Annotated in this window: 21 protein-coding genes and 1 pseudogene; 6 read left to right on the top strand and 16 right to left on the bottom strand. The window is 54.2% G+C overall.

Features of this window, described 5'->3' with window-relative positions:
• Positions 1–164: 164 nt before the first annotated feature.
• Both fre and ubiD read right to left on the bottom strand, forming a co-directional pair.
• Positions 165–866, bottom strand: coding sequence for an NAD(P)H-flavin reductase (gene fre / locus RDN66_RS19575; protein WP_035894431.1), 702 nt, complete (start codon positions 864–866; stop codon positions 165–167).
• Between the two features lie 87 nt (positions 867–953).
• Positions 954–2,432 carry a 4-hydroxy-3-polyprenylbenzoate decarboxylase gene (ubiD, locus tag RDN66_RS19570; protein ID WP_035894430.1) on the bottom strand — a complete coding sequence of 493 codons (1,479 nt, stop codon included), beginning with the start codon at positions 2,430–2,432 and terminating at the stop codon, positions 954–956.
• Positions 2,433–2,595: 163 nt separating this feature from the next.
• On the opposite strand from ubiD, the gene rfaH reads away from it, so the two are divergent.
• Positions 2,596–3,084, top strand: a complete 489-nt coding sequence (rfaH, locus tag RDN66_RS19565) for a transcription/translation regulatory transformer protein RfaH (protein WP_035894429.1) — start codon at positions 2,596–2,598, stop codon at positions 3,082–3,084.
• 1 nt (position 3,085) lies between these two features.
• On the opposite strand, the gene tatD is transcribed toward rfaH, so the two are convergent.
• The 8 genes from tatD to rmuC form a co-directional block, all read right to left on the bottom strand.
• The gene (gene tatD, locus RDN66_RS19560) at positions 3,086–3,880 is read right to left on the bottom strand and encodes a 3'-5' ssDNA/RNA exonuclease TatD (protein WP_167540414.1); all 795 of its coding nucleotides are present in this window, start codon (positions 3,878–3,880) and stop codon (positions 3,086–3,088) included.
• 30 nt (positions 3,881–3,910) lie between these two features.
• Positions 3,911–4,675 (bottom strand): Sec-independent protein translocase subunit TatC, encoded by a 765-nt coding sequence (gene tatC, locus RDN66_RS19555; RefSeq protein WP_035894427.1) that lies wholly within the window; start codon positions 4,673–4,675, stop codon positions 3,911–3,913.
• Between the two features lie 2 nt (positions 4,676–4,677).
• Entirely contained in the window at positions 4,678–5,199 is a 522-nt protein-coding gene (gene tatB / locus RDN66_RS19550) for a Sec-independent protein translocase protein TatB (protein ID WP_035894426.1), read from the bottom strand.
• Positions 5,200–5,202: 3 nt separating this feature from the next.
• Positions 5,203–5,457, bottom strand: a complete 255-nt coding sequence (gene tatA, locus RDN66_RS19545) for a Sec-independent protein translocase subunit TatA (protein ID WP_035894425.1) — start codon at positions 5,455–5,457, stop codon at positions 5,203–5,205.
• Positions 5,458–5,658: 201 nt separating this feature from the next.
• Positions 5,659–7,299: a ubiquinone biosynthesis regulatory protein kinase UbiB gene (ubiB, locus tag RDN66_RS19540; protein ID WP_202216786.1), complete on the bottom strand. Its 1,641-nt coding sequence runs from the start codon at positions 7,297–7,299 to the stop codon at positions 5,659–5,661.
• A complete protein-coding gene (locus RDN66_RS19535; RefSeq protein ID WP_202216787.1) occupies positions 7,296–7,901 on the bottom strand; it encodes an SCP2 domain-containing protein in 606 nt (201 codons plus the stop codon). The genes ubiB and RDN66_RS19535 overlap by 4 nt, the downstream gene beginning before the upstream one ends.
• Positions 7,902–7,915: 14 nt before the next feature.
• Positions 7,916–8,671 (bottom strand): bifunctional demethylmenaquinone methyltransferase/2-methoxy-6-polyprenyl-1,4-benzoquinol methylase UbiE, encoded by a 756-nt coding sequence (gene ubiE / locus RDN66_RS19530; RefSeq protein ID WP_202216788.1) that lies wholly within the window; start codon positions 8,669–8,671, stop codon positions 7,916–7,918.
• A gap of 100 nt (positions 8,672–8,771) precedes the next feature.
• Positions 8,772–10,181 (bottom strand): DNA recombination protein RmuC, encoded by a 1,410-nt coding sequence (rmuC, locus tag RDN66_RS19525; protein ID WP_202216789.1) that lies wholly within the window; start codon positions 10,179–10,181, stop codon positions 8,772–8,774.
• A 416-nt stretch (positions 10,182–10,597) separates the two neighbouring features.
• On the opposite strand from rmuC, the gene RDN66_RS19520 reads away from it, so the two are divergent.
• Positions 10,598–11,035: a CZB domain-containing protein gene (locus RDN66_RS19520; protein ID WP_035894419.1), complete on the top strand. Its 438-nt coding sequence runs from the start codon at positions 10,598–10,600 to the stop codon at positions 11,033–11,035.
• A 47-nt stretch (positions 11,036–11,082) separates the two neighbouring features.
• On the opposite strand, the gene udp is transcribed toward RDN66_RS19520, so the two are convergent.
• Positions 11,083–11,844 (bottom strand): uridine phosphorylase, encoded by a 762-nt coding sequence (gene udp, locus RDN66_RS19515; protein WP_035894418.1) that lies wholly within the window; start codon positions 11,842–11,844, stop codon positions 11,083–11,085.
• Between the two features lie 237 nt (positions 11,845–12,081).
• On the opposite strand from udp, the gene RDN66_RS19510 reads away from it, so the two are divergent.
• Complete coding sequence (locus tag RDN66_RS19510) at positions 12,082–12,894, top strand: dienelactone hydrolase family protein (protein WP_202216790.1); 813 nt, start codon at positions 12,082–12,084, stop codon at positions 12,892–12,894.
• Between the two features lie 45 nt (positions 12,895–12,939).
• On the opposite strand, the gene metE is transcribed toward RDN66_RS19510, so the two are convergent.
• Positions 12,940–15,201, bottom strand: coding sequence for a 5-methyltetrahydropteroyltriglutamate--homocysteine S-methyltransferase (gene metE, locus RDN66_RS19505; RefSeq protein WP_115074968.1), 2,262 nt, complete (start codon positions 15,199–15,201; stop codon positions 12,940–12,942).
• A gap of 235 nt (positions 15,202–15,436) precedes the next feature.
• Here metE and metR point away from each other — a divergent pair, with 235 nt between their 5' ends.
• On the top strand, positions 15,437–16,390 hold the full coding sequence (metR, locus tag RDN66_RS19500; RefSeq protein ID WP_035894415.1) for an HTH-type transcriptional regulator MetR: 954 nt from the start codon (positions 15,437–15,439) through the stop codon (positions 16,388–16,390).
• Here the strand turns inward: metR and RDN66_RS19495 are convergent.
• From RDN66_RS19495 to pldB, 3 genes are all read right to left on the bottom strand, one after another.
• Positions 16,278–17,177: a carboxylate/amino acid/amine transporter gene (locus RDN66_RS19495; protein ID WP_035894414.1), complete on the bottom strand. Its 900-nt coding sequence runs from the start codon at positions 17,175–17,177 to the stop codon at positions 16,278–16,280. The genes metR and RDN66_RS19495 overlap by 113 nt on opposite strands.
• Before the next feature lie 85 nt (positions 17,178–17,262).
• Entirely contained in the window at positions 17,263–18,063 is an 801-nt protein-coding gene (gene yigL, locus RDN66_RS19490; RefSeq protein WP_308538124.1) for a sugar/pyridoxal phosphate phosphatase YigL, read from the bottom strand.
• 41 nt (positions 18,064–18,104) lie between these two features.
• Positions 18,105–19,097, bottom strand: coding sequence for a lysophospholipase L2 (gene pldB / locus RDN66_RS19485; RefSeq protein WP_202216792.1), 993 nt, complete (start codon positions 19,095–19,097; stop codon positions 18,105–18,107).
• A 109-nt stretch (positions 19,098–19,206) separates the two neighbouring features.
• Between pldB and rhtB the strand changes: the two genes are divergently transcribed.
• Together rhtB and RDN66_RS19475 are read left to right on the top strand one after the other, a co-directional pair.
• Entirely contained in the window at positions 19,207–19,827 is a 621-nt protein-coding gene (rhtB, locus tag RDN66_RS19480) for a homoserine/homoserine lactone efflux protein (RefSeq protein ID WP_202216793.1), read from the top strand.
• 210 nt (positions 19,828–20,037) lie between these two features.
• Positions 20,038–20,394 (top strand): annotated as a pseudogene (locus tag RDN66_RS19475) (Rpn family recombination-promoting nuclease/putative transposase); the annotation flags it as partial.
• A gap of 45 nt (positions 20,395–20,439) precedes the next feature.
• Here RDN66_RS19475 and rhtC read toward each other — a convergent pair.
• Positions 20,440–21,063, bottom strand: a complete 624-nt coding sequence (rhtC, locus tag RDN66_RS19470; protein ID WP_202216795.1) for a threonine export protein RhtC — start codon at positions 21,061–21,063, stop codon at positions 20,440–20,442.
• Positions 21,064–21,132: the final 69 nt, after the last annotated feature.

Raw genomic sequence — 21,132 nt, 5'->3', positions numbered from 1 at the left:
CCCCGTTAGTCGGGGCGCGCAGTATACCGTTATGGTTTGCCGGGCAAGCACAGCGCCACCGGCAAACACGCCGGATGGCGACGCAAGCGTCGCACAGGTCGACAACACAACAAAGTTTAGTTGCCGTTCTTCCCGCCTGTCAGGGGCGGGTTTTTTATTGCTTATCAGATAAAGGCAAACGCATCGCCGAACAGGCGATCTTCACGCGCCTGACGTTCGTTGCAGAACAGGTCACGGGCAATCTTCGCCATTTCAAAACGACCAGCGATATAAATATCGTGATTCGCCAGCGTGCCATAATCTTGCAGTACCGCCGTCAGTACGGTACCAGAACGTCCGCGCCACTCTTCTTCCGGTTGCTCAACTACCGGCACCACGCGCAGGTTCGGATGATTTACCGACAGTGCTTCCAGCTCAGAGAGATCGTACAGATGCTTCTCTTCACGGCCACCCCAGTAAATCGCCACTTCGCGGTTCGGGTTTTGCGTCAATGCGGTCAGCAGAATTGAACGCACATAAGAGAAGCCGGTGCCGCCAGCAATCAGCACTAACGGACGATCGTCTTCTTCACGCAGCCAGGCTTCACCGTGTGGGATATCGACAACCACTTCACGTTCTTTGAGGATGCGGTCCATTACCGCCATGGCGTACAGGTTCAGCTCTGACGCGCCGATATGCAGCTCAATAAACGCCTTTTCATCCGGCGTAGAAGCCATAGAGAACGGGCGCTTGTCACGTTCATCCATTACGACCATCAGGTACTGCCCGGCACGAAATGAGAAGTCAGCTTCGGGTACTAAACGAACGCGATATACCGTATCGGTAATGGCGTCCACCGAGGTCACTTTACAGCTTAAGGTTGTCATGCGCTCCCTCTGTCGGGTCTTTTCCTCATCACACTTCACGCTGCGGATGCGTTGTCTGCGGCGTGAAGTTCTCAAAGGAGATCATTATCATTTATCGTCGGAAAAAATGGCCAGCTCGTCCCAGATTTCATCGATACGCGCCGTAACGGCGGGATCCTTCTTAATAGGACGGCCCCATTCGCGCTGGGTTTCCCCAGGCCATTTATTGGTGGCATCCAGGCCCATTTTCGACCCCAGGCCGGAAACCGGCGAGGCGAAATCCAGATAATCAATCGGCGTGTTCTCGACCAGAACCGTATCCCGAGCGGGATCCATTCGGGTGGTAATCGCCCATATCACATCGTTCCAGTCGCGTGCGTTGACGTCATCATCGCAGACAATCACGAATTTTGTGTACATAAATTGGCGTAAAAACGACCATACACCCATCATTACGCGTTTTGCATGCCCCGCATACTGTTTTTTCATCGTCACCACGGCAAGGCGATAGGAACACCCTTCCGGCGGCAGGTAGAAATCAACAATCTCCGGGAACTGTTTTTGCAGGATTGGCACGAAGACTTCATTCAGCGCCACGCCCAGCACCGCGGGTTCATCCGGCGGACGACCGGTATACGTGGAGTGGTAGATAGCATCTTCACGCTGGGTAATATGCGTGACGGTGAAGACCGGGAAGCTATCCACTTCGTTGTAATAACCGGTATGGTCGCCATACGGGCCTTCCGGTGCCATCTCGCCAATCTCGATATACCCTTCCAGCACGATTTCCGCGCTGGCGGGCACTTCCAGATCGTTAGAAATACACTTCACCACTTCCGTTTTAGTACCGCGCAGCAGGCCCGCAAAAGCATACTCAGAGAGCGTATCCGGCACCGGCGTTACCGCGCCCAGAATGGTCGCCGGGTCAGCGCCAAGCGCAACGGATACCGGGAAGCGTTCGCCCGGATGCGCCGCACACCACTCCTGGAAGTCCAGCGCGCCGCCTCGATGCGACAGCCAGCGCATAATCAGTTTGTTTTTGCCAATCACCTGCTGGCGATAGATACCCAGGTTCTGCCGCTCTTTATGCGGGCCACGGGTCACCGTCAGACCCCAGGTAATCAGCGGCGCGGCATCTTCTGGCCAGCAGGTCATCACCGGAATGCGGGACAAATCAACGTCATCACCGGCGATAATCTTTTGCTGGCAAGGGGCGCCGCGCAGGCGTTTGGTTGGCATGTTCAACACCTGCTTAAACTGCGGCAGCTTGTCGAACAGGTCGCGGAAGCCTTTCGGCGGCTCCGGTTCTTTCAGAAAGGCTAAGAGCTTACCCACTTCGCGCAATGCGCTGACATCTTCCTGCCCCATCCCCATCGCGACGCGCCTAGGCGTGCCGAACAGGTTGCACAGCACTGGCATGTCGTAACCCTTTGGATTTTCAAACAGCAGCGCTGGACCACCGGCACGCAGCGTGCGATCGGCAATTTCGGTAATTTCCAGATGGGGATCAACCGGGAGGCTAATACGTTTTAGCTCGCCCTGCTGTTCGAGCAATGTCAGAAAGTCGCGTAGGTCATGGTATTTCATGGGGTAATTCTTGGCCTCCTGGTAAGCGCCTTAGTATACGGCGAATGGTCCTGTGATGCTGTATTTTTGTTAAATTAAAGTAAATCAAGGCAGTAATAATCAACATCGCGATTTAGCCGTACTTTTGTTATGCTTTCGCGCTAAACAGCGGAAATGAGTCATTATGCAAGCCTGGTACTTACTATACTGCAAACGCGGGCAACTTCAGCGTGCCCAGGAACATCTGGAACGACAGGCGGTCAACTGCCTGACGCCAATGATCACCCTGGAGAAAATGGTGCGAGGGAAACGCACGTCAGTCAGTGAGCCGCTGTTCCCGAACTATCTGTTTGTGGAATTTGACCCTGAGGTTATTCACACCACCACCATCAACGCCACCCGCGGCGTCAGCCATTTTGTTCGTTTTGGGATGAGCCCGGCAACGGTGCCGTCTTCGGTTATCCATCAGCTTTCCATTTATAAACCTGACGATATTACCGACCCGGAAACGCCGTACCCTGGCGACAGCGTGGTGATCACCGAAGGTGCATTCGAAGGGCTGCAGGCAATCTTTGCCGAGCCGGACGGTGAAGCACGTTCAATGCTGCTGCTCAACCTGCTGAATAAACAGATTAAGCAGAGCGTTAAAAACACCGATTTCCGCAAAGCCTGACTTAAAAGTGGATATTAAACAGCCGTCTGGCGTTATTGTCCGTGACGGCTTCCAGCCATTGCGCCTCTTCACCGCGCCAATTCGCAACCCGCTCCAGAATATGCGTCACGTAGGCAGGTTCATTACGCCGTGAGGCTGGCTTTGGCATCATATCGCGCGGCAGCAGGTACGGTGCATCCGTTTCCAGCAGTAACCTGTCCGCCGGAATCATCGGCAGCAGTTCGCGAAGTTCGAGTCCACGACGCTCATCGCATACCCAGCCGGTAATGCCAATCGACAGCCCGCGATCCAGGCACGCCTGCGCTTCATGCCGCGTTCCGGTAAAACAGTGCAGCACCGCGCCAGGTAGATGGTCGAGCCACGGTTCCAGCAGGGTGAGAAAACGGTCGTGCGCGTCGCGGCAGTGTAGAAACACCGGCATGCCGAGTTCAGCGGCCATTGCCAGCTGCGCGGTAAACGCCACTTCCTGCTCGGCTGGCGTAGAGAAGTTGCGATTAAAATCGAGACCACACTCGCCCACCGCCACCACTTCCGGCTTATTGACCAGCGTGTAGATGGCTTCAGCGACTTCCGCAGACCAACTGCTGGCATCATGCGGATGCACGCCAGCGGTAGACCAGCAGCATTCAAAGCGTTCAGCCAGCCGCTGCGCTTCTTCGCTTTCGTGAAGGTTTGTGCCCGTTAGCAGCATGCCGTGTACACCGGCGGTGCGTGCTCGTGCGACCACTTCATCGCGATCGCGAGCAAACTGTGAGCTGGTCAGATTGACCCCAATGTCAAACATCATCACTCCCATATGACAACCGCCCTGGCGGGCGGTTGGTGATTATTCTTCAGCTTGTTCTTCTTCCGCGTCTTCATCACGCGTTAGCCGCTTCCCAGCGTAGAAGCGAGAGAAGAAAACCCCCACTTCGAACAAACAGTACATCGGAATCGCCAGCAGCGTTTGCGAGAACACATCCGGCGGCGTTAGCAGCATGCCAACAACGAAGGCGCCAACCAGCACGTACGGGCGTTTTTTCCGCAGATCGTCCGGCGTGGTAACACCCACCCAGCAAAGCAGCACAATCGCCACCGGCACCTCGAACGACACGCCGAACGCAATGAACAGCGACATGACAAAATCGAGGTAGCTCTTAATATCGGTCGAGACCAGCACCCCTTCCGGCGCGGTATGCGTCAGGAAGCCAAATGCCAGCGGGAACACCACAAAGTAGGCGAACGCCATGCCGATGTAGAACAGTAGAGTACTGGAAACCAGCAGCGGCACGACCAATCGACGTTCATGCTTGTACAGCGCAGGCGCTACAAATGCCCAAACCTGATACAGGATGACCGGGGCGGACAGAATCAGCGAGACCATAAAGGTCAGCTTGATAGGCGTAAAGAACGGCGACGCCACGTCGGTGGCAATCATCGTCGCGCCTGCCGGCATCTGCTTAATCAGCGGGGCGGAGACCATCTGATAGATGTCATTGGCGAAGTAGACCAACGCCAGGAAAATCACGATGACCGCAATGATGCAGTTGAGCAGGCGCTTGCGCAGCTCAATCAAATGAGCGATCAGCGGTTGAGTATCTTCTACGCTCATGTTTACGGTTTATCACTCGATGCGGGGGATGAATCAGGAACAGCGGCCGCAGGGACTTTCTCTTTCTCTACAGGCTTTACTGCCTCGGCGTCAGGCGCAGGTGCCTCCGCCGACGATGCTTTAGGCTCGTCAACGTGCGGCTCAGCAACTTCCGGCTTCACAGCGTCCTTATCCTTCACCACCGGGTTATGGATGGTATTGGCCTCGTCGCTCGCCTTTTCAGGGTCGTTCGCCGTATAAGAACGCTTCATCGACTCTGCAGCTTCACGCAGCTCGTCCATGGAGGCCTTCAGTTCTGGCGTCAGGTTATCCAGACTCGCTTTCTCCACTTTTTTCAGGCTGTCCTGAAATTCCTGGAGTTTAAGCTCCTGCGTCAGCTCGTTTTGTACGGTTGTTGCCAGAGAGCGCAGCGCGCGGATCCAGCCAACAACCGTCTTCACTGCTACCGGTAAGCGTTTTGGCCCAAGCACAACAAGGCCAATAATAAACACCAGCAGCAGTTCACTGAAACCAATATCAAACACGAATTACACCTGCTCGTTGTCGTGGCGTTTCGCTTCGTCTTTCTTTGCACTTTCCTGCTTATCAGTGATTGATTTTGCAGTGAAATCTGCATCCTGGTCCGCTTTGTTTTTGGTGTCGTCTTCATCACTCATGGCTTTTTTAAAGCCTTTGATAGACGAACCTAAATCGGATCCCAGTGAGCTCAGCTTTTTAGTCCCGAAAAGCAGAACTACGATAACGACGATAATCAGCAACTGCCAAATACTAATACCACCCATACATGTCCCTCTGATATACACTTCATCCTTCAAGCTGCCTCTGCGTTGGCTGCGTTCGTTCACCCCAGTCACTTACTACAGTAAGCTCCTGAGGATTCACTCACTTGCCGCCTTGATGCAGCTTGAATGATTTTGTGCATAGATGATGAAATAATCAGCGCGCATTATACGTTATGCAACGCTCTCTTAGCGACGCATAATTCAGCGCGTCTTCCGCCACCCGGCGAACCATACCACCAGCCCTCCGGCCATAAGCCATGCGGGTGTCAGGCCCCATTCCGGGCGATTAACTAGCAATATTGTACCGCTCAGGAGTAAAACCGCGCCTATACCAAAGAGATAACGCGATTGCCCCTGACGGGTATGATGCGTCGTCAGATTCTGCGAGAGTTTCTCAAGGCTCGCCTGAACCTGCTTACTCTGACGAAGGCTGTCATATACCAGCTCCGGCAGTTCCGGCATCTTTTCAATCCAGAACGGCGCTTTGTCCTTCAGTGCGCGAACCAATGCCGGAATACCAACCTGGTCTTTCAGCCATGACTCAAGGAAAGGCTTCGCCGTCTTCCATAAATCTAACTGAGGATAGAGCTGACGTCCTACCCCTTCTACGTAAAGTAATGTCTTTTGTAGCAACACCAGCTGCGGCTGAACTTCCATATTGAAGCGTCGGGCGGTGTTAAACAGGTTCAGCAGCACGTGGCCGAAGGAGATCTCAGCCAGCGGTTTTTCAAAAATCGGCTCACAGACGGTGCGGATAGCAAACTCAAATTCTTCCACGTTGGTGTCCGCAGGAACCCAGCCTGAATCGACGTGCAGTTCTGCCACCTTACGGTAATCGCGGTTAAAGAAGGCAATAAAGTTTTCCGCCAGATAGCGCTTGTCGTCTTTGTTGAGCGAGCCAACGATACCGCAGTCGATGCCGATGTACTGCGGGTCTTCCGGGTGCTCATAGCTGACGAAAATATTCCCCGGGTGCATGTCCGCGTGGAAGAAGCTGTCGCGGAACACCTGGGTGAAGAAGACCTGCACGCCGCGTTCGGCCAGCAGTTTCATATTGGTATTCTGTTTTTCCAGTGTTTCTACGTCAGAGACCGGAATACCGTAGATGCGCTCCATCACCAGCATGTCAACGCGGCAGTAGTCGGAATAGACTTCCGGCACGTATAGCATCGGGCTGTTTTCGAAGTTACGGCGCAGCTGAATGGCGTTTGCCGCTTCGCGCAGCAGGTTCAGTTCGTCAATGAGCGTTTTTTCATAGTCACGCACCACTTCAAGCGGGCGCAGACGACGACCGTCCGGCAGCAGGCGAGGTACCCAGCGCGCCAGGCGATAGATAAGCTTCATGTCCGCTTTGATAATCGGCAAAATATCCGGGCGGATAACCTTAATGACCACCTCTTTGCCGTTCTCTTTCAGGCGAGCAGTGTGCACCTGGGCAATGGAGGCCGAAGCCAGCGGCTCGATGCTAAAATCATCAAACCAGCTTTCAACGGGAATATCGCCCATCGATTTTTCAATCTGCTGTTTCGCCAGCTTACCGTCGAACGGTGCCACGCGGTCTTGCAGCATGATGAGCTGGTCGGCAATTTGCGGAGGGAAAAGGTCGCGGCGGGTAGAGAGCATCTGCCCAAACTTGATCCATACCGGGCCAAGCTCCTGTAATGCCAGACGCAGACGTTCGCCTAACGATTTATCCTTATGGCGATTCGGCATCCAGAACAGCAGCCGCCGCCCAATGCGCAGCGGCAGCGTGATACGCATTTTGGGAATGAGCTCATCAAGCCCGTAACTCAAAAAGGTGCGGATGATAAAATACAGGCGCCGTAATTCTCCTGGCGTCATTTCCCCTCCAGTTTTTCCAACCGTTTCGTCAGCGCGGCAACATCACGTTCAACGGCCGTTGTTTCTTCCGCAAACCAGGCCACTTCCAGCGCGCCGGGAGCCAGTCGCCACTCTTCAGTCAGGGTTTCCGCCACATAGCGCTGCTGGCGTGCCAGCCCGTGCTGAATGAACTTCGCCCCACCGCGCAGCGCTTTGCTGATCCCCTCTGCTGCCACATCGCCGGTATAGGGCGCCAGCAGTTCTGCAGGAGAGAACTCCGCCAGATCCGCCAGCGAAACCAGGTTTTGCACTACCTGAAGATCGCCCTGCACTTCCAGGTCGTTATTGCGGATGAGCGCCGTGAGCTGCTGACGGTTGCGCAGTTGAGGCAATACGCTAACACGGGTAATAACGGTGCAATCCGCCTCGCCGTCCCACGCGCCGATCACGTCAACCTGACGCTCACTAAAAATCAGCACCAGCGGAGAAGAAAACTCTTTCAGCTCAATGCGTAATACTTTTCCGATAAGACGCTGACGGGCAGGTTTCAACGCTTTTTCGCGCCATAGCAGCGCATTAATGGCGGTTTCAATACTGCCGGTCACTAAGGGTTTTAAAGGCATATGGCCCCCGCTTATCAGAATTTATAGCCGCGATGCAGCGCGACAATCCCGGCTGTCAGGTTGAAGTATTCAACGTTTTCAAGCCCGGCGTTTTGCATCATCCCTTTCAGGGTGTCCTGATCGGGGTGCATACGAATAGATTCCGCCAGATAGCGATAGCTTTCTGCATCGTTCGCCACCATTTCGCCAATACGCGGCAGAATGTGGAACGAGTAGGCATCGTAAGCTTTGCTCAGTGGGTCGATAACCGGCTTGGAGAACTCCAGCACCAGCAGGCGCCCACCAGGCTTCAGTACGCGATACATTGAACGCAGCGCTTTGTCTTTGTCGGTGACGTTACGCAGACCAAAAGAGATGGTGATGCAGTCAAAGGTATTATCCGGGAACGGCAGCGCTTCGGCGTTAGCCTGTACGTATTCCACATTACCTACTACGCCGATATTACGCAGTTTCTCACGCCCCATTTTGAGCATGGAGTCGTTAATATCTGCCAGCACCACGCGGCCGGTTTCACCGACCATACGCGAAAATTTTGCCGTCAGGTCACCGGTGCCGCCCGCCAGATCGAGGACCGTCTGTCCACGGCGCACGCCGCTGCAATCAATGGTAAAACGCTTCCAGAGACGATGAATACCGAATGACATCAGATCATTCATCACATCGTATTTTGCGGCGACAGAATGGAAGACATGCGCCACCATGTTTTCTTTCTGTGATTTGGCGATTGTTTGAAAGCCAAAGTGCGTCGTTTCTTGTGAATCCTCAACCATCTCTATGCCTGCTTATCAAGAAAATGTTCATGGAGTGTAACAGATTGGACGCAATTGCCCTACGATTCCACCCCGTTACCAAACCCGTGCGGCGAGCGTCTTAGCGACGTTCTGCGGCTAACGGATTGTCATCATTCGTGTCTGTGTCGTCACGCAGACGAAAATCATCGTCCTGTGCCGTCGCCTGTTCAACCAGTTCCGGATTAATCTCGCGTTTTACCTCCACCCCAAGGTGGCGGAACGCTTCGGCCTGCGTTAGCAGGTTGCCGCGCCCGGAAGTGAGCTTTTTCATCGCCTGCCGGTAGTTTTCCTGCGCTTTATCGATACTCTGGCCAATGGCCGACATGTCATCCACGAAAAGGCGCATTTTGTCATATAAGCGGCTCGCGCGTTCAGCAATATGCTGCGCATTTCGGCTTTGATGCTCATAGCGCCAGAGATTGGCGATTGTCCGCAGCGCCACCAGCAGCGTGGTCGGGCTCACCAGCATGATATTGTTTTTGAGCGCTTCGCTGATAAGCTCGGGCTGGCGGTCCAGCGCCAGCAGGAATGCCGGTTCGACGGGAATAAACATCAGGACATAGTCCAGTGAACGCAGCCCCGGGAGCTGCTGGTAATCTTTGCGCCCCAGCATCCGAATGTGGTTACGCACTGCGGCAATATGCTCCTGCAGCGCGGCTTCGCGGGTGTAATCATCTTCGGCGTTAAAGTAGCGCTCGTAGGCCACCAGCGTCATTTTGGCATCCACCACCACGTCTTTGCGGTGCGGCAGGCGCACGATAACGTCAGGCTGCATACGGGAATTGGCATCGGTGTTGATACTCACCTGAGTTTCATATTCGTGCCCTTCACGCAGACCAGATGCCTCCAGCACACGCGTGAGCACCACTTCACCCCAGTTCCCCTGGGTTTTGTTGTCGCCTTTTAGCGCGCGGGTCAGGTTAACCGCTTCCTGCGCCATCTGGGCATTGAGCTGCTGGAGGTTGCGAATTTCATGCGCCAGGGTGTGACGCTCGCGCGCCTCCTGACCAAAACTTTCCTGAACCTGACGGCGAAAACCATCAAGCTGTTCACGAAGCGGCGTAAGGAGACCATGTAAGCTCTGGCGATTTTGCTCCTCCACCCGACGGTTGCTCTGCTCAAAAATACGGTTCGCGAGATTTTCAAACTGCTCGCTCAGACGCTGTTCGCTGTTGAGCATCAAACGGTATTTTTCATCACCGTGCTGCCGCGTGGTCTCCAGCAGCGTAGTGACCTCTCGTAGATCAACTTCCAGCGACGAGTTGATTTCTCGCAGGCTGCGCAGTTCGTTGTTGAGCAGTTCGCACTCTTCACGCCAATGGGCGTTCTGGGCAATTTGCTGTTTTGCCGCGCTAAGCTCAGCGTACACATCACGCTCTTCAGCTAGTTGTTCGGCCCGCTGCTGCGCAACACGATAGCTTGCGGCCAGCCAGCCAATCGCTATGCCCGCCAGCGCGACCAACGCATAAATCACTACGGCAATATCCACAACGCCTCCTGCTTGAACCCGTTATCTGCACAAAATAGAATTGTGCTGTATAAACGTCCAGTTTTAAAGCGGTTTCCTGCGAGGCTCAGCGCAAAAATCATTATTAAATATTCATAAGGTAAATTCAAAAATAAGTAATTTTATTTTAAACAAATAAAATAGAGTAGAGAAATATATTTTAATACATTAAAACAAAAGCGTGTCACAAATTACCACTGCGTTTTTATTGCCTGACAAAAACATTCAAGATAATCTATCGAAAATTAGTTCCCACTCAGACACTGGCGCCACTAATATACAAAATATCAATAAACCTCTGATTCTTGTTTTTTATTTTACAGCTCTAATTTAAATAAACGCTGAATCACTGCTTTATTTTATCACCTCAATGAACACAATAACTAACGGAGAATATTATGGAATTTGGGACATGGATAAAAAAAAGAATTGCCGGAGAAGATGCCGCTCTTGGAGTCCCCAGGGAGAAGCAAAACTTAAATGGTCTGATACTCGAAGAGGCAATTGCCTATCATATTGCCTGGCGAGAACGTTGGTTAACTGCATTGCGTGAGAATAGAGGACACGATTTTGATATTACGCAGGTTTCCAGCGATGCAGTCTGCCAGGTAGGGAAATGGATATACAACGAAGGTGCATCATTCGCCAACTATCCTGAATACGAACACTTCCGCATTCTGCATGCAAAATTTCATCAATGCGCTGGGAATATCGTTGCGTTACATCAGAAAGGCCATTTTCTGGATGCCTTCGCCGCCGTCAGTAATGATCTAATGCCATTGTCTGAAGAAGTAGGACTGTCGCTTGGCGCATTGCTGGAAGCCTCACAGCGCTAAATACAAAAAAGGCCTCATAATGAGGCCTTCAATCATCTCAGACCTGATTACAGCAGGCGGCGTGCCGCTTCCACCACGATTTTCACCGCGTGGCTTTCAGTCTGCTTCATGGTCTCAGCATTTGGGATTTCCTGCTGGGTACGGTTAACGATAACCCCAGCAACCATCCCTGCGCGCAGACCCTGGCTTGAGCACATGGTCAGCAGCGTCGCGGACTCCATCTCGTAGTTCATCACGCCCATTGACTGCCACTCTTCCATGGAGCCTTTGAAGTTTCTTACTACGCGACCGGAGAAGGTGTCATAGCGTTCCTGACCCGGGTAGAAGGTGTCAGAAGAGGCGGTAACGCCCACATGAGTGGTCGCGCCTACTGATTTCGCCGCTTCTACCAGTGCAGTCGTACACGCGAAGTCAGCAACAGCTGGATATTCCATCGGTGCAAAATGTAGGCTCGCCCCGTCCAGACGAACGGAAGCCGTCGTGACCAGTACGTCACCGACGTTAATATTCGGCTGAATAGCGCCAGTGGTACCCACGCGCAGGAAAGTACGAATACCCAGTTGCGCCAGCTCTTCCACGGCGATAGAAGTGGATGGTCCACCGATGCCGGTAGAGCAAACGATCACTGACTTGCCGTCGAGCTCGGCACGCCAGGAAGTGAATTCACGGTGAGATGCCAGTTTTACCGGCTTTTCCATCAGCGCGGCGATCTTTTCCACACGTTCCGGGTCACCAGGGACGATGGCCAGCGTAGCCCCTTGAAGGTCACTTTTGGTGAGGCCGAGATGAAAAACATCAGACTTGGACATAAAGAACTCCTCTGTGGTTCAGTTTTGTCAGAAGAAGCAAAAATGTACTTTATAGAAGACCACAACATCTTTTCGTGACTACCATCACTAAGAATTAAAAATATTACATTAAATTCCACGCAATTAGTGATTCACATCACATTAACAAGTTATTGTTATCACCTGCTGCACAAAAATACGCCGCATTCAGGCACTGTGATTCAGCTATGAGTTCATTAAAAGGGTACGGAGAATGCCATGACAATCAACAAACAACCTGGATTTGCCCCTGCTGCTTCGCCTCATACCTCAACCGCTGTTCATACCTCCGACGAGAGCATCTCAGCCGGAGAAACGTCTATTCCTTCACAAGGTGAGATGTTGCCGGCGTACCACGCGCGCCCCAAGCACAGCGACGCGCCGCTGCCGATAATCATCGTAGTGCAGGAGATTTTTGGTGTCCACGAACACATCCGTGATATTTGCCGCCGTCTGGCGCTGGAGGGTTATCTGGCGATCGCACCAGAGCTCTACTTCCGTCAGGGCGATCCTAATGATTACGCTGACATCCCTACACTGTTTGCTGGCCTGGTCTCAAAAGTTCCCGATGCGCAGGTTCTGGCCGACCTCGATCACGTTGCCAGTTGGGCTGCGCGTAACGGTGGTGACGCCAGCCGCTTGGGCATCACCGGCTTTTGCTGGGGTGGGCGCATTACGTGGCTCTATGCCGCGCACAACCCGCAGTTGAAAGCCGCCGTTGCCTGGTATGGCCGTCTGGTCGGTGATAAAACGCTGAACAACCCAAAAAACCCAATAGATGTCGCCGTCGATCTGAGCGCGCCGGTGCTGGGGCTGTACGGTGGAGAGGATACCGGGATCCCGCTGGAGTCCGTCGAAACCATGCGTCATGCCCTGCGCGCGGCCAATGCGAAAGCAGACATCGTGGTTTATCCAGAAGCCGGGCATGCGTTTAACGCTGATTATCGCCCAAGCTATCATGAAGAGTCGGCCAAAGACGGCTGGCAGCGCATGCTGGCATGGTTTGCGCAGTACAATGGGAAAAAAGGCTAAGCCTTATATAGAGCGAAACGGAGGCCAATGCCTCCGTTTCATTTTTTACGCCTGACGCAGGTTTTGCGCCGCTTTTACCATGTTCGCCAGCGCCGCGCGGGTTTCTGGCCAGCCGCGAGTTTTCAGACCGCAGTCCGGGTTCACCCACAAACGTTCTGCCGGAATACGCTGCTCCGCTTTTTTCAGCAGGGCTTCAATCCACTCCACGCTCGGTACGTTCGGTGAGTGAATATCATAAACGCCCGGCCCGATTTCGTTCGGGTAGTCGAACTCTTCAAACGACTCCAGAAGCTCCATGTCTGAACGGGAGGTTTCAATGGTAATCACATCCGCATCCAGCGCCGCAATAGAATCCATGATGTCGTTGAATTCGCAGTAACACATGTGAGTGTGGATTTGAGTATCGTCTTTCGCCACCGCCGCGTTGATACGGAAAGCTTCCACGCCCCACTCCAGATAGGCCGCCCAGTCGCTGCGACGTAACGGCAGACCTTCACGCAGCGCCGGTTCGTCAATCTGAATAATACCAATGCCGGCCGCTTCCAGATCCGCCACCTCATCACGCAGCGCCAAGGCAATCTGCTTAGCAATAGTTTCGCGGGTCACGTCTTCACGCGGGAAGGACCAGCAAAGAATCGTGACCGGGCCGGTCAGCATACCTTTCACCGGCTTGTCGGTCAGAGACTGGGCGTACTTCGCCCACTCCACGGTGATCGCTTCCGGGCGGCTAACATCGCCGATGACGATCGGTGGCTTCACACAGCGGGAACCGTAGCTCTGCACCCAGCCGTTCTGGGTGAAGACGAAGCCATCGAGGTGTTCACCGAAATATTCTACCATGTCGTTACGCTCGGCTTCACCGTGCACCAGCACATCAAGGCCCAGACGCTCCTGCTCAATAATCGCCTGCTTGATATGTTCGGCGATCCCGGTGCGGTAGTGGTTGGCATCCAGGTTGCCCTTTTTGAAGTCCAGACGCAGACTGCGGATTTCCGTGGTTTGCGGGAATGAGCCAATGGTTGTGGTTGGCCACGCGGGCAGGTTAAAGCGCGCACGCTGCGCTTCAGCGCGCTCCGGGTAGGCGCTCGTGCGCTGGCTATCTTTGGCAGTAATCGCCGCCAAACGCTGTTCCACCGCCGCATTGTGTACGCGGGTTGAGTGACGACGAGCCTGAATCGGCGCGCTCCACTCGACCAGCGCCGCCGCGTTGCCGGTATTCAACGCATCGCGAAGCAGCGCCAGCTCACCGCATTTTTGCAGGGCGAAGGCGAACCAGCTCTTCACTTCCGCATCCAGACGGGTTTCAACGCTCAGGTCGATAGGGCTGTGCAGCAGGGAGCAGGAAGAGGCGACCCAGAGTTCACGTTTTCCAACCAGCGCTTTAATCTGCGCATACTTTTCGGTGAGATCGGCGCGCCAGACGTTACGACCATTAATCAGACCAGCGGAGAGCAGCCAATCCCCCGGCAGGCGCTGATGTAGCGCGTCAACGTCATCTTTACCGTGTACCAAATCAACATGCAGTCCTTGCACCGGCAGCGCGGCGATGGTGTCCAGATTCGGCGTCACGCCTTCGAAATAGGTGGTGAGCAGCAGCTTCACATGCCCCTGCAGCGCATCATAGGCTGGTTTAAAAGCGTTCAGCCACGCCTGCGGCAGTTCGAGAACCAGCGCTGGTTCATCAATCTGTACCCACTCAATACCGCGTTTAGCCAGCTCGGCCAGTACCTGCTGGTACACCGGCAGGATGTCGTTTAGCAGGGTCAGACGGTCAAACTGCTCACCTTTCACTTTCCCCAGCCACAGATAGGTTACCGGCCCGAGCAGGACAGGCTTCACGTTGTGGCCGAGCGCTAGCGCTTCGTCGACTTCGTCCAGCAGTTGGGTCCAGGTCAGTTTGAACTGCTGTCCTTTGGTGAACTCAGGCACCATGTAGTGATAGTTGGTGTTAAACCATTTGGTCATTTCTGCCGCCGCCGCAGGTTCACCGGTCGGTGCGCGGCCACGGCCAATACGGAATAGGGTGTCGATATCGACAGAACCATCGTTGTTCTGATGGCGAGCCGGGACGTTACCTAACAGCAGACTGGTGGTCAGTACATGATCGTACCAGGCGAAATCGCCCACCGGCAGCAGGTCGATACCCGCTTGCTTCTGCTGCTCCCAATGACGGGCACGCAGCTCGCGGCCAACGGCCAGCAGTTCTTCACGGGAGGCGTTACCCGCCCAATAGCTCTCTTGCGCTTTTTTCAGCTCGCGACGCAGTCCAACGCGAGGGAAACCGAGGGTGTGGTTTTGAATAGTCATCATATGCCTCTCTTAATTGTTGAAATCCTTTGGATTTTCAATTTAGGGAAGGCGGCAAGTTTATGAATCCCCGGGAGCTTACTTAAGTAAGTGACTGGGGTGAATAAACGCAGCCAACGCACCATAAATTTAAAAGACGAAGGATTTTAGCCGTCCAGATGTTTACACATCCATAATGTGAATGTACTGTATAATCCTCAAGCGCAAATTGTTCATGCCGAAGTGAAGGACTTTCATGATCGAAATTAAACATCTGAAAACGCTCCAGGCGTTGCGGAACAGTGGTTCTCTGGCAGCCGCGGCGGCGACGCTGCATCAGACCCAATCCGCCCTGTCTCACCAGTTCAGCGATCTGGAACAGCGCCTTGGCTTCCGGCTATTCGTACGTAAAAGCCAGCCGCTGCGCTTTACCCCGCAGGGTGAAATCCTGCTGCAGCTGGCGAACCAGGTGCTGCCGCAGATAGCCCAAGCGCTGCAGGCGTGCCATGAGCCGCAGCAGACTACCCTTCGCATCGCCATCGAATGTCATAGCTGTATTCAGTGGCTGACCCCTGCGCTGGAGAATTTCCGTAAGCAGTGGCCGCAGGTTGAAATGGACTTTAAGTCCGGCGTGACCTTCGACCCGCAGCCTGCCCTCCAACAGGGCGAGCTGGATGTGGTGCTCACCTCTGACATCCTGCCGCGCAGCGGCCTGCACTATTCGCCGATGTTTGATTTTGAAGTGCGACTGGTCCTGTCGCCGGATCACCCGCTGGCAACCAAAGCACGCATTACGCCGGAAGATTTGGCATCAGAAACGCTGCTGATTTACCCAGTACAGCGCCAGCGTCTGGATATCTGGCGTCATTTCCTGCAGCCTGCTGGCATAAGCCCGCAGCTGAAAAGCGTTGATAACACGTTGCTGTTGGTGCAGATGGTTGCTGCGCGGATGGGCATTGCCGCCCTGCCGCACTGGGTGGTGGAGAGTTTCGAGCGCCAGGGTCTGATTGTGACCAAAACCCTGGGCGAAGGGCTGTGGAGCCGACTGTACGCCGCCGTGCGTGATGGCGAGCAGCGTCAGCCGGTGACGGATGCGTTTATTCGCTCAGCGCGGAACCACGCTTGCGATCATCTGCCGTTCGTGAAGAACGCGGAGCGACCCAATGGCGATGCACCCACAGTGAGGCCAGTATCACCGCAGCCCCTGTAAGGAAGCTTGGCCAGTGAGGCTGTTGATGCCAGATAGCCAGGTTCACCAGCAGTCCTGCCGGGACATGCATATTGTTCATAATCCCTAAGGTGCCTGCATCCACCTGCGTGGCACCGTAGTTCCACATAAAGTAACCAATCCCTGAAGCCACCACGCCGAGGAACACCAGAATCCCCCACTGCGGGAGAGTCTGCGGCATTTTCTGCGCGTTGCCGAGCAGCATCCAGGCCACCGTCGCCACCAGAAACGCCCCAAGGTAGAACCAGGCAAAGGCGTTATGCTGCGGCATCGGTCGGGTTTCCATCAGTCGCTTATAGCCCACCATGCCAATCGCAAAGACGATATTGGAAAGCTGCACCAGGATAAGCCCCGTCCAGAAATGATTGGTGATATGGTCATAGCGAATAATCCCCGCGCCGATCACCGCCAGCAGCGCGCTAAACGCGTAGCTCCAGCGCAGGCGGCGGCCGCTCATCAGGTCATAAATCAGCGTGATGTAGAGCGGCGTGAGGACGGTAAACAGCAACAATTCAGACACGGTGAGGTAGAGATAAGCATGGAAGCTCAGCATGTACATGATGCCAAGCTGCATTGCGCCCACCAGCATGTACAAACCAACGGTTTTCAGGCTGTGCCCGCGGGTGCGCAGAAACGGCAGAAAGACCAGCGCCGCCAGGCCTACGCGCACCAGCACCGCAAAGTAGCTGTCGACGTGCCCGGCAAGGTACTCGCCGTAGAAGCTAAAAGAGAAAGCCCACAGAATCGTGGTAATAATCAGGAGCGCCACAATGAATGTCTCATAGGAAGATGAGCATTCATTGTAGCGGAGTTGCTGGTTGACAACTGACCACTAAATAGTCAGTTGTTGATAATTAACGCAGATACATGTCACGCAGGAAGTGCGGGACTGCGTCATCGGCGTTAGAGCCGATCACTTCAAGCTCCGGATGCAGGTCTTTCAGACGCTGGTGCGCGCCTCCCATAATGCAGCCTTTCCCCGCCATCGACAGCATTTCAGCGTCGTTCATCCCATCGCCAAAGGCGATGCAGTCTTTCAGGGTATAGCCCATCGCTTTCGCCACCGCTTCCAGCGCATGACCTTTCGACACGCCGCCCGCCATCACTTCCAGACAGGTGAGCGTGGAGAAGCTGACGTTGACGCGATCGCCCCAGCGCGCGTTAATTGCCTGTTCCAAAGGCAGCAGCGTTTCGTGGTCGTTGCAGGTGAAGAACACCTTGCTGACCCCTTCCGGCTCCAGCATACCTGGTTCATATAGGGTGTAGTTGAAGACCGCTTCTTTGAAGAAACGCATCTCTTCCGGGCGGTGGCGGTTCATAAACCATTCGTCTTCACGATAAACGTTGGTGACGATGTCCGGATTCGTATTCACGATGCCGAAGAGATCGGCGGCGATATCGCGATCGAGGTTATGGGCGAAGACCTGTTTTCCGTCAGCGTCGTGTACGCGCGCGCCGTTGGAGGTGATCATGTAGGATTTGATCCCCAGATTATCGCGAATCTGGCCCACATCGATGTAGTGGCGGCCGGTCGCGAAAACAAAATTCAGGCCGCGCTCGGTGAGCAGCTTCAGCGTTTCTTTCGCATACGGCGTTAAGTGGTGGTCAGGGGAGAGTAAGGTGCCATCTAAATCAGACGCAACAACCTGGTACATATTCGAATTTAACCTCTAAACAGTGCGGCGCTGGCGCCGAATTAACGATGTCGATGGAAAAAATCGACGATGGCAGTGAGTGCGACTGAGCGCATAGCGTCCTTTTCAAAAAGGATCTCATGATAGGCGCCCTGTATGACAAGCGGCTTACCGCCATCACAAGGATGGCCCGCTTCGGCGCGAAGCTCGCAATAACGATCGTGCATGCGATTATCAACGACGCGTTCTTCCTCCGCCTGAATCAGCAGAACAGGAAACGTCTCTTTTGCAGCACCGGCGAGGATTTGCTCCCCTGCCAGGATACCTTCTCTGACCCAGTGATACGTGGGGCCGCCCACGCGCAACCGGGGTTCATCGGCATAAAAACGAACGTTACGCCGATAGCGTTCGCGGCTATGGGTCAGGACATTAATACCAAATGGCAAGGCATGCCATCGGCCTGTTCCCATTGCATAACCTTCCCGAAGACGCTGATGGCCCTCAGCCCAATCGAGAAGTGGCCTGACTACCCATTCCGGCAGGCGCATAATAATACCGAACATCGGCGCACAAAGCGCGATGGCGTCACAGCCTTGCGGATTACGCTGCAAAAACTGCGTCGCGATAGCCCCGCCCATAGAGTGAGCGAGGATAAACCGCCGCCGACAGTGTCCCGGCAGCACCTGTTGCTGCCAGAATGCAGCCAGATCGTCGACATAGTCGCTGAATTTCGCCACGTGGCCGCGATGGGTATCGGACAACATACGTCCGGAACGTCCTTGGCCACGGTGGTCGATAATCAGTACATCAAAGCCGCTATGGAAAAGATCGTACGCCAGTTCGGCATACTTTACGTAGCTTTCAATTCGCCCGGGGCAGACCACAATCACGCTGTCATGCGCAGGCGAACTGAACCGCACGAACCGTACCGGAACGCTATCAACGCCGATAAACTCTGCTTCCTCTCGCCCCCGCCAGAAATCCATCAGCGGGCCGGTCGTAAAGGCAGCAAACGCGTTTTCTCTTGTATTCCAATCCTTTTGCTGTCGAAACATCGGGCTTCCACCCCTGCTAACCGCTGAAAATCATTTTTTTTTGACGCATAACACAACGTCTGGACAATAGCGTATTGTGGCATAAAAACAGACAATCAGGGAGTTTCTCATGACCTTCGAATGGTGGTTCGCCTACCTGCTCACATCCATAATTCTTAGCCTTTCTCCGGGCTCAGGGGCGATCAACACGATGACCACCTCGATTAACCATGGCTATCGCGGAGCAGCAGCATCGATTGCCGGTCTTCAAACCGGCCTGGCGATACACATCGTGCTGGTTGGCGTAGGCCTCGGGACACTCTTCTCGCGCTCCCTGCTGGCCTTTGAGGTGCTGAAATGGGCGGGTGCCGCATACCTTATCTGGCTTGGTATTCAGCAATGGCGCGCCGCAGGCTCCATCGACCTGAAAACGCTGGCGAAGACGCAAAGCTGCGGCAAGCTGTTTCAGCGCGCGGTATTCGTCAACCTCACCAATCCAAAAAGCATTGTGTTTCTGGCCGCGCTATTCCCACAGTTTATCGTGCCCCATCAGCCGCAGATTATGCAGTACCTGATTCTTGGGGTGACGACTATCGTTGTCGATATCATCGTGATGATTGGCTATGCCACGCTCGCGCAGCGGATCTCGGCGTGGATTAAAGGGCCGAAGCAGATGAAGGCACTGAATAAGGTGTTTGGTTCGCTGTTTATGCTGGTAGGGGCGCTGCTGGCATCGGCTCGCCATGCATGAATCCGGCGCACAAAATTTTGTCGCGGGGATAACTCGCTGACAAAATCGCGCGAGCGGTTACGCATCCCGGAAAGAGAGCTCGAATTATCGCTAAGCGACAAATAGGCTCAGTGACAGAATGCCGCCAGACTTTTCATTCACGGATGATAAACGATGACGGAGACAGCCACACCGCATGATGCGGTCTTTAAAACCTTCCTTTCCTGCGCTGATACGGCGCTGCTACAGGACAAGCTAGCCAGTTTGTTTATTCTGGGACACACCAGCGGACAACAAATAACCGTACTGGTAAACTACCTGATGCAGGCCGGACAAGCCCAGGATGTTCAAAAACCATTGTATGGATTGGCACAGCGCGTGCCGCAGCATGGAGAAAAGCTTATGACCATGGCAGAACAGTTAAAATTGATTGGCCGCCAGGAAGGGATTCAACAAGGTATTCAGGAAGGTAAACTTGCCACATTGCAGAATGTCGCACAAGCAATGCTGGCGAGGGGTCTTGATAGCGACATCATCACTGAGATCACCGGACTTTCCCATGATGAACTCCAGCAACTCCGCCACTAAACACCGCATAGCCCACTCGATGACAACAACGAGTGGGCCAATCACTTAGCGCGAAATAATCAGGTGAATGCCGAAGCCCGCAAATAACGTGCCCGCCACGCCATCAATCCACTTCGCCGCACGCTGGTAGCCGCGACGCATAGCGGGTAGCGCAAACAGACTCGCCACCACGGTAAACCAGGCCAGTGTTTCAAGGATAATCAACAGGAAGATCCCCCAGCGCTCGGCCGCGCCGACGTTATCGCCAACAAACAGCGAGAACACCGAGCCAAAGTAGATAATCGCTTTTGGGTTGGCAAGGTTAGTCAGCAGGCCTTTCATAAAGCTGCGCCCGCCCTGAGCCAGTTCAACCTGCGGTTCTTCGGCTGAATCGACTTTCTCTTTCTTCAGCGCCCCGCGCAGCATCTGGTAGCCCATCCAACACAGGTACAGACCGCCGCCGACCATAATGATGGTGTGCAGCCACGCCATTTTTTCAATAATCAGGTGCAGACCGAGCAGCGCAACGCCAGCCCAGACCATCACGCCACAGGTGATCCCCAGTACGCCCATCATCGCCTCTTTGCGCGAGCGGCTAACGGCAGTCTGGGAGACAAAAAAGAAGTCCGGCCCCGGGCTCATCAAAGCAATGATGTGCACCAGCGCGACGGTCAGAAACAGCGTAATCATGATAGACCTACCAAACGGGGCGATAAATTCGCGGAAATTAGTACAGTGAGTAACTATCTTTGCACTTTT

Source organism: uncultured Kluyvera sp. (genome assembly GCF_902485085.1).
Taxonomy (GTDB): domain Bacteria; phylum Pseudomonadota; class Gammaproteobacteria; order Enterobacterales; family Enterobacteriaceae; genus Kluyvera; species Kluyvera ascorbata.
The sequence above is the reverse complement of the archived record's forward strand: the minus strand, read 5'-3'. Positions and strand labels throughout refer to the sequence as shown.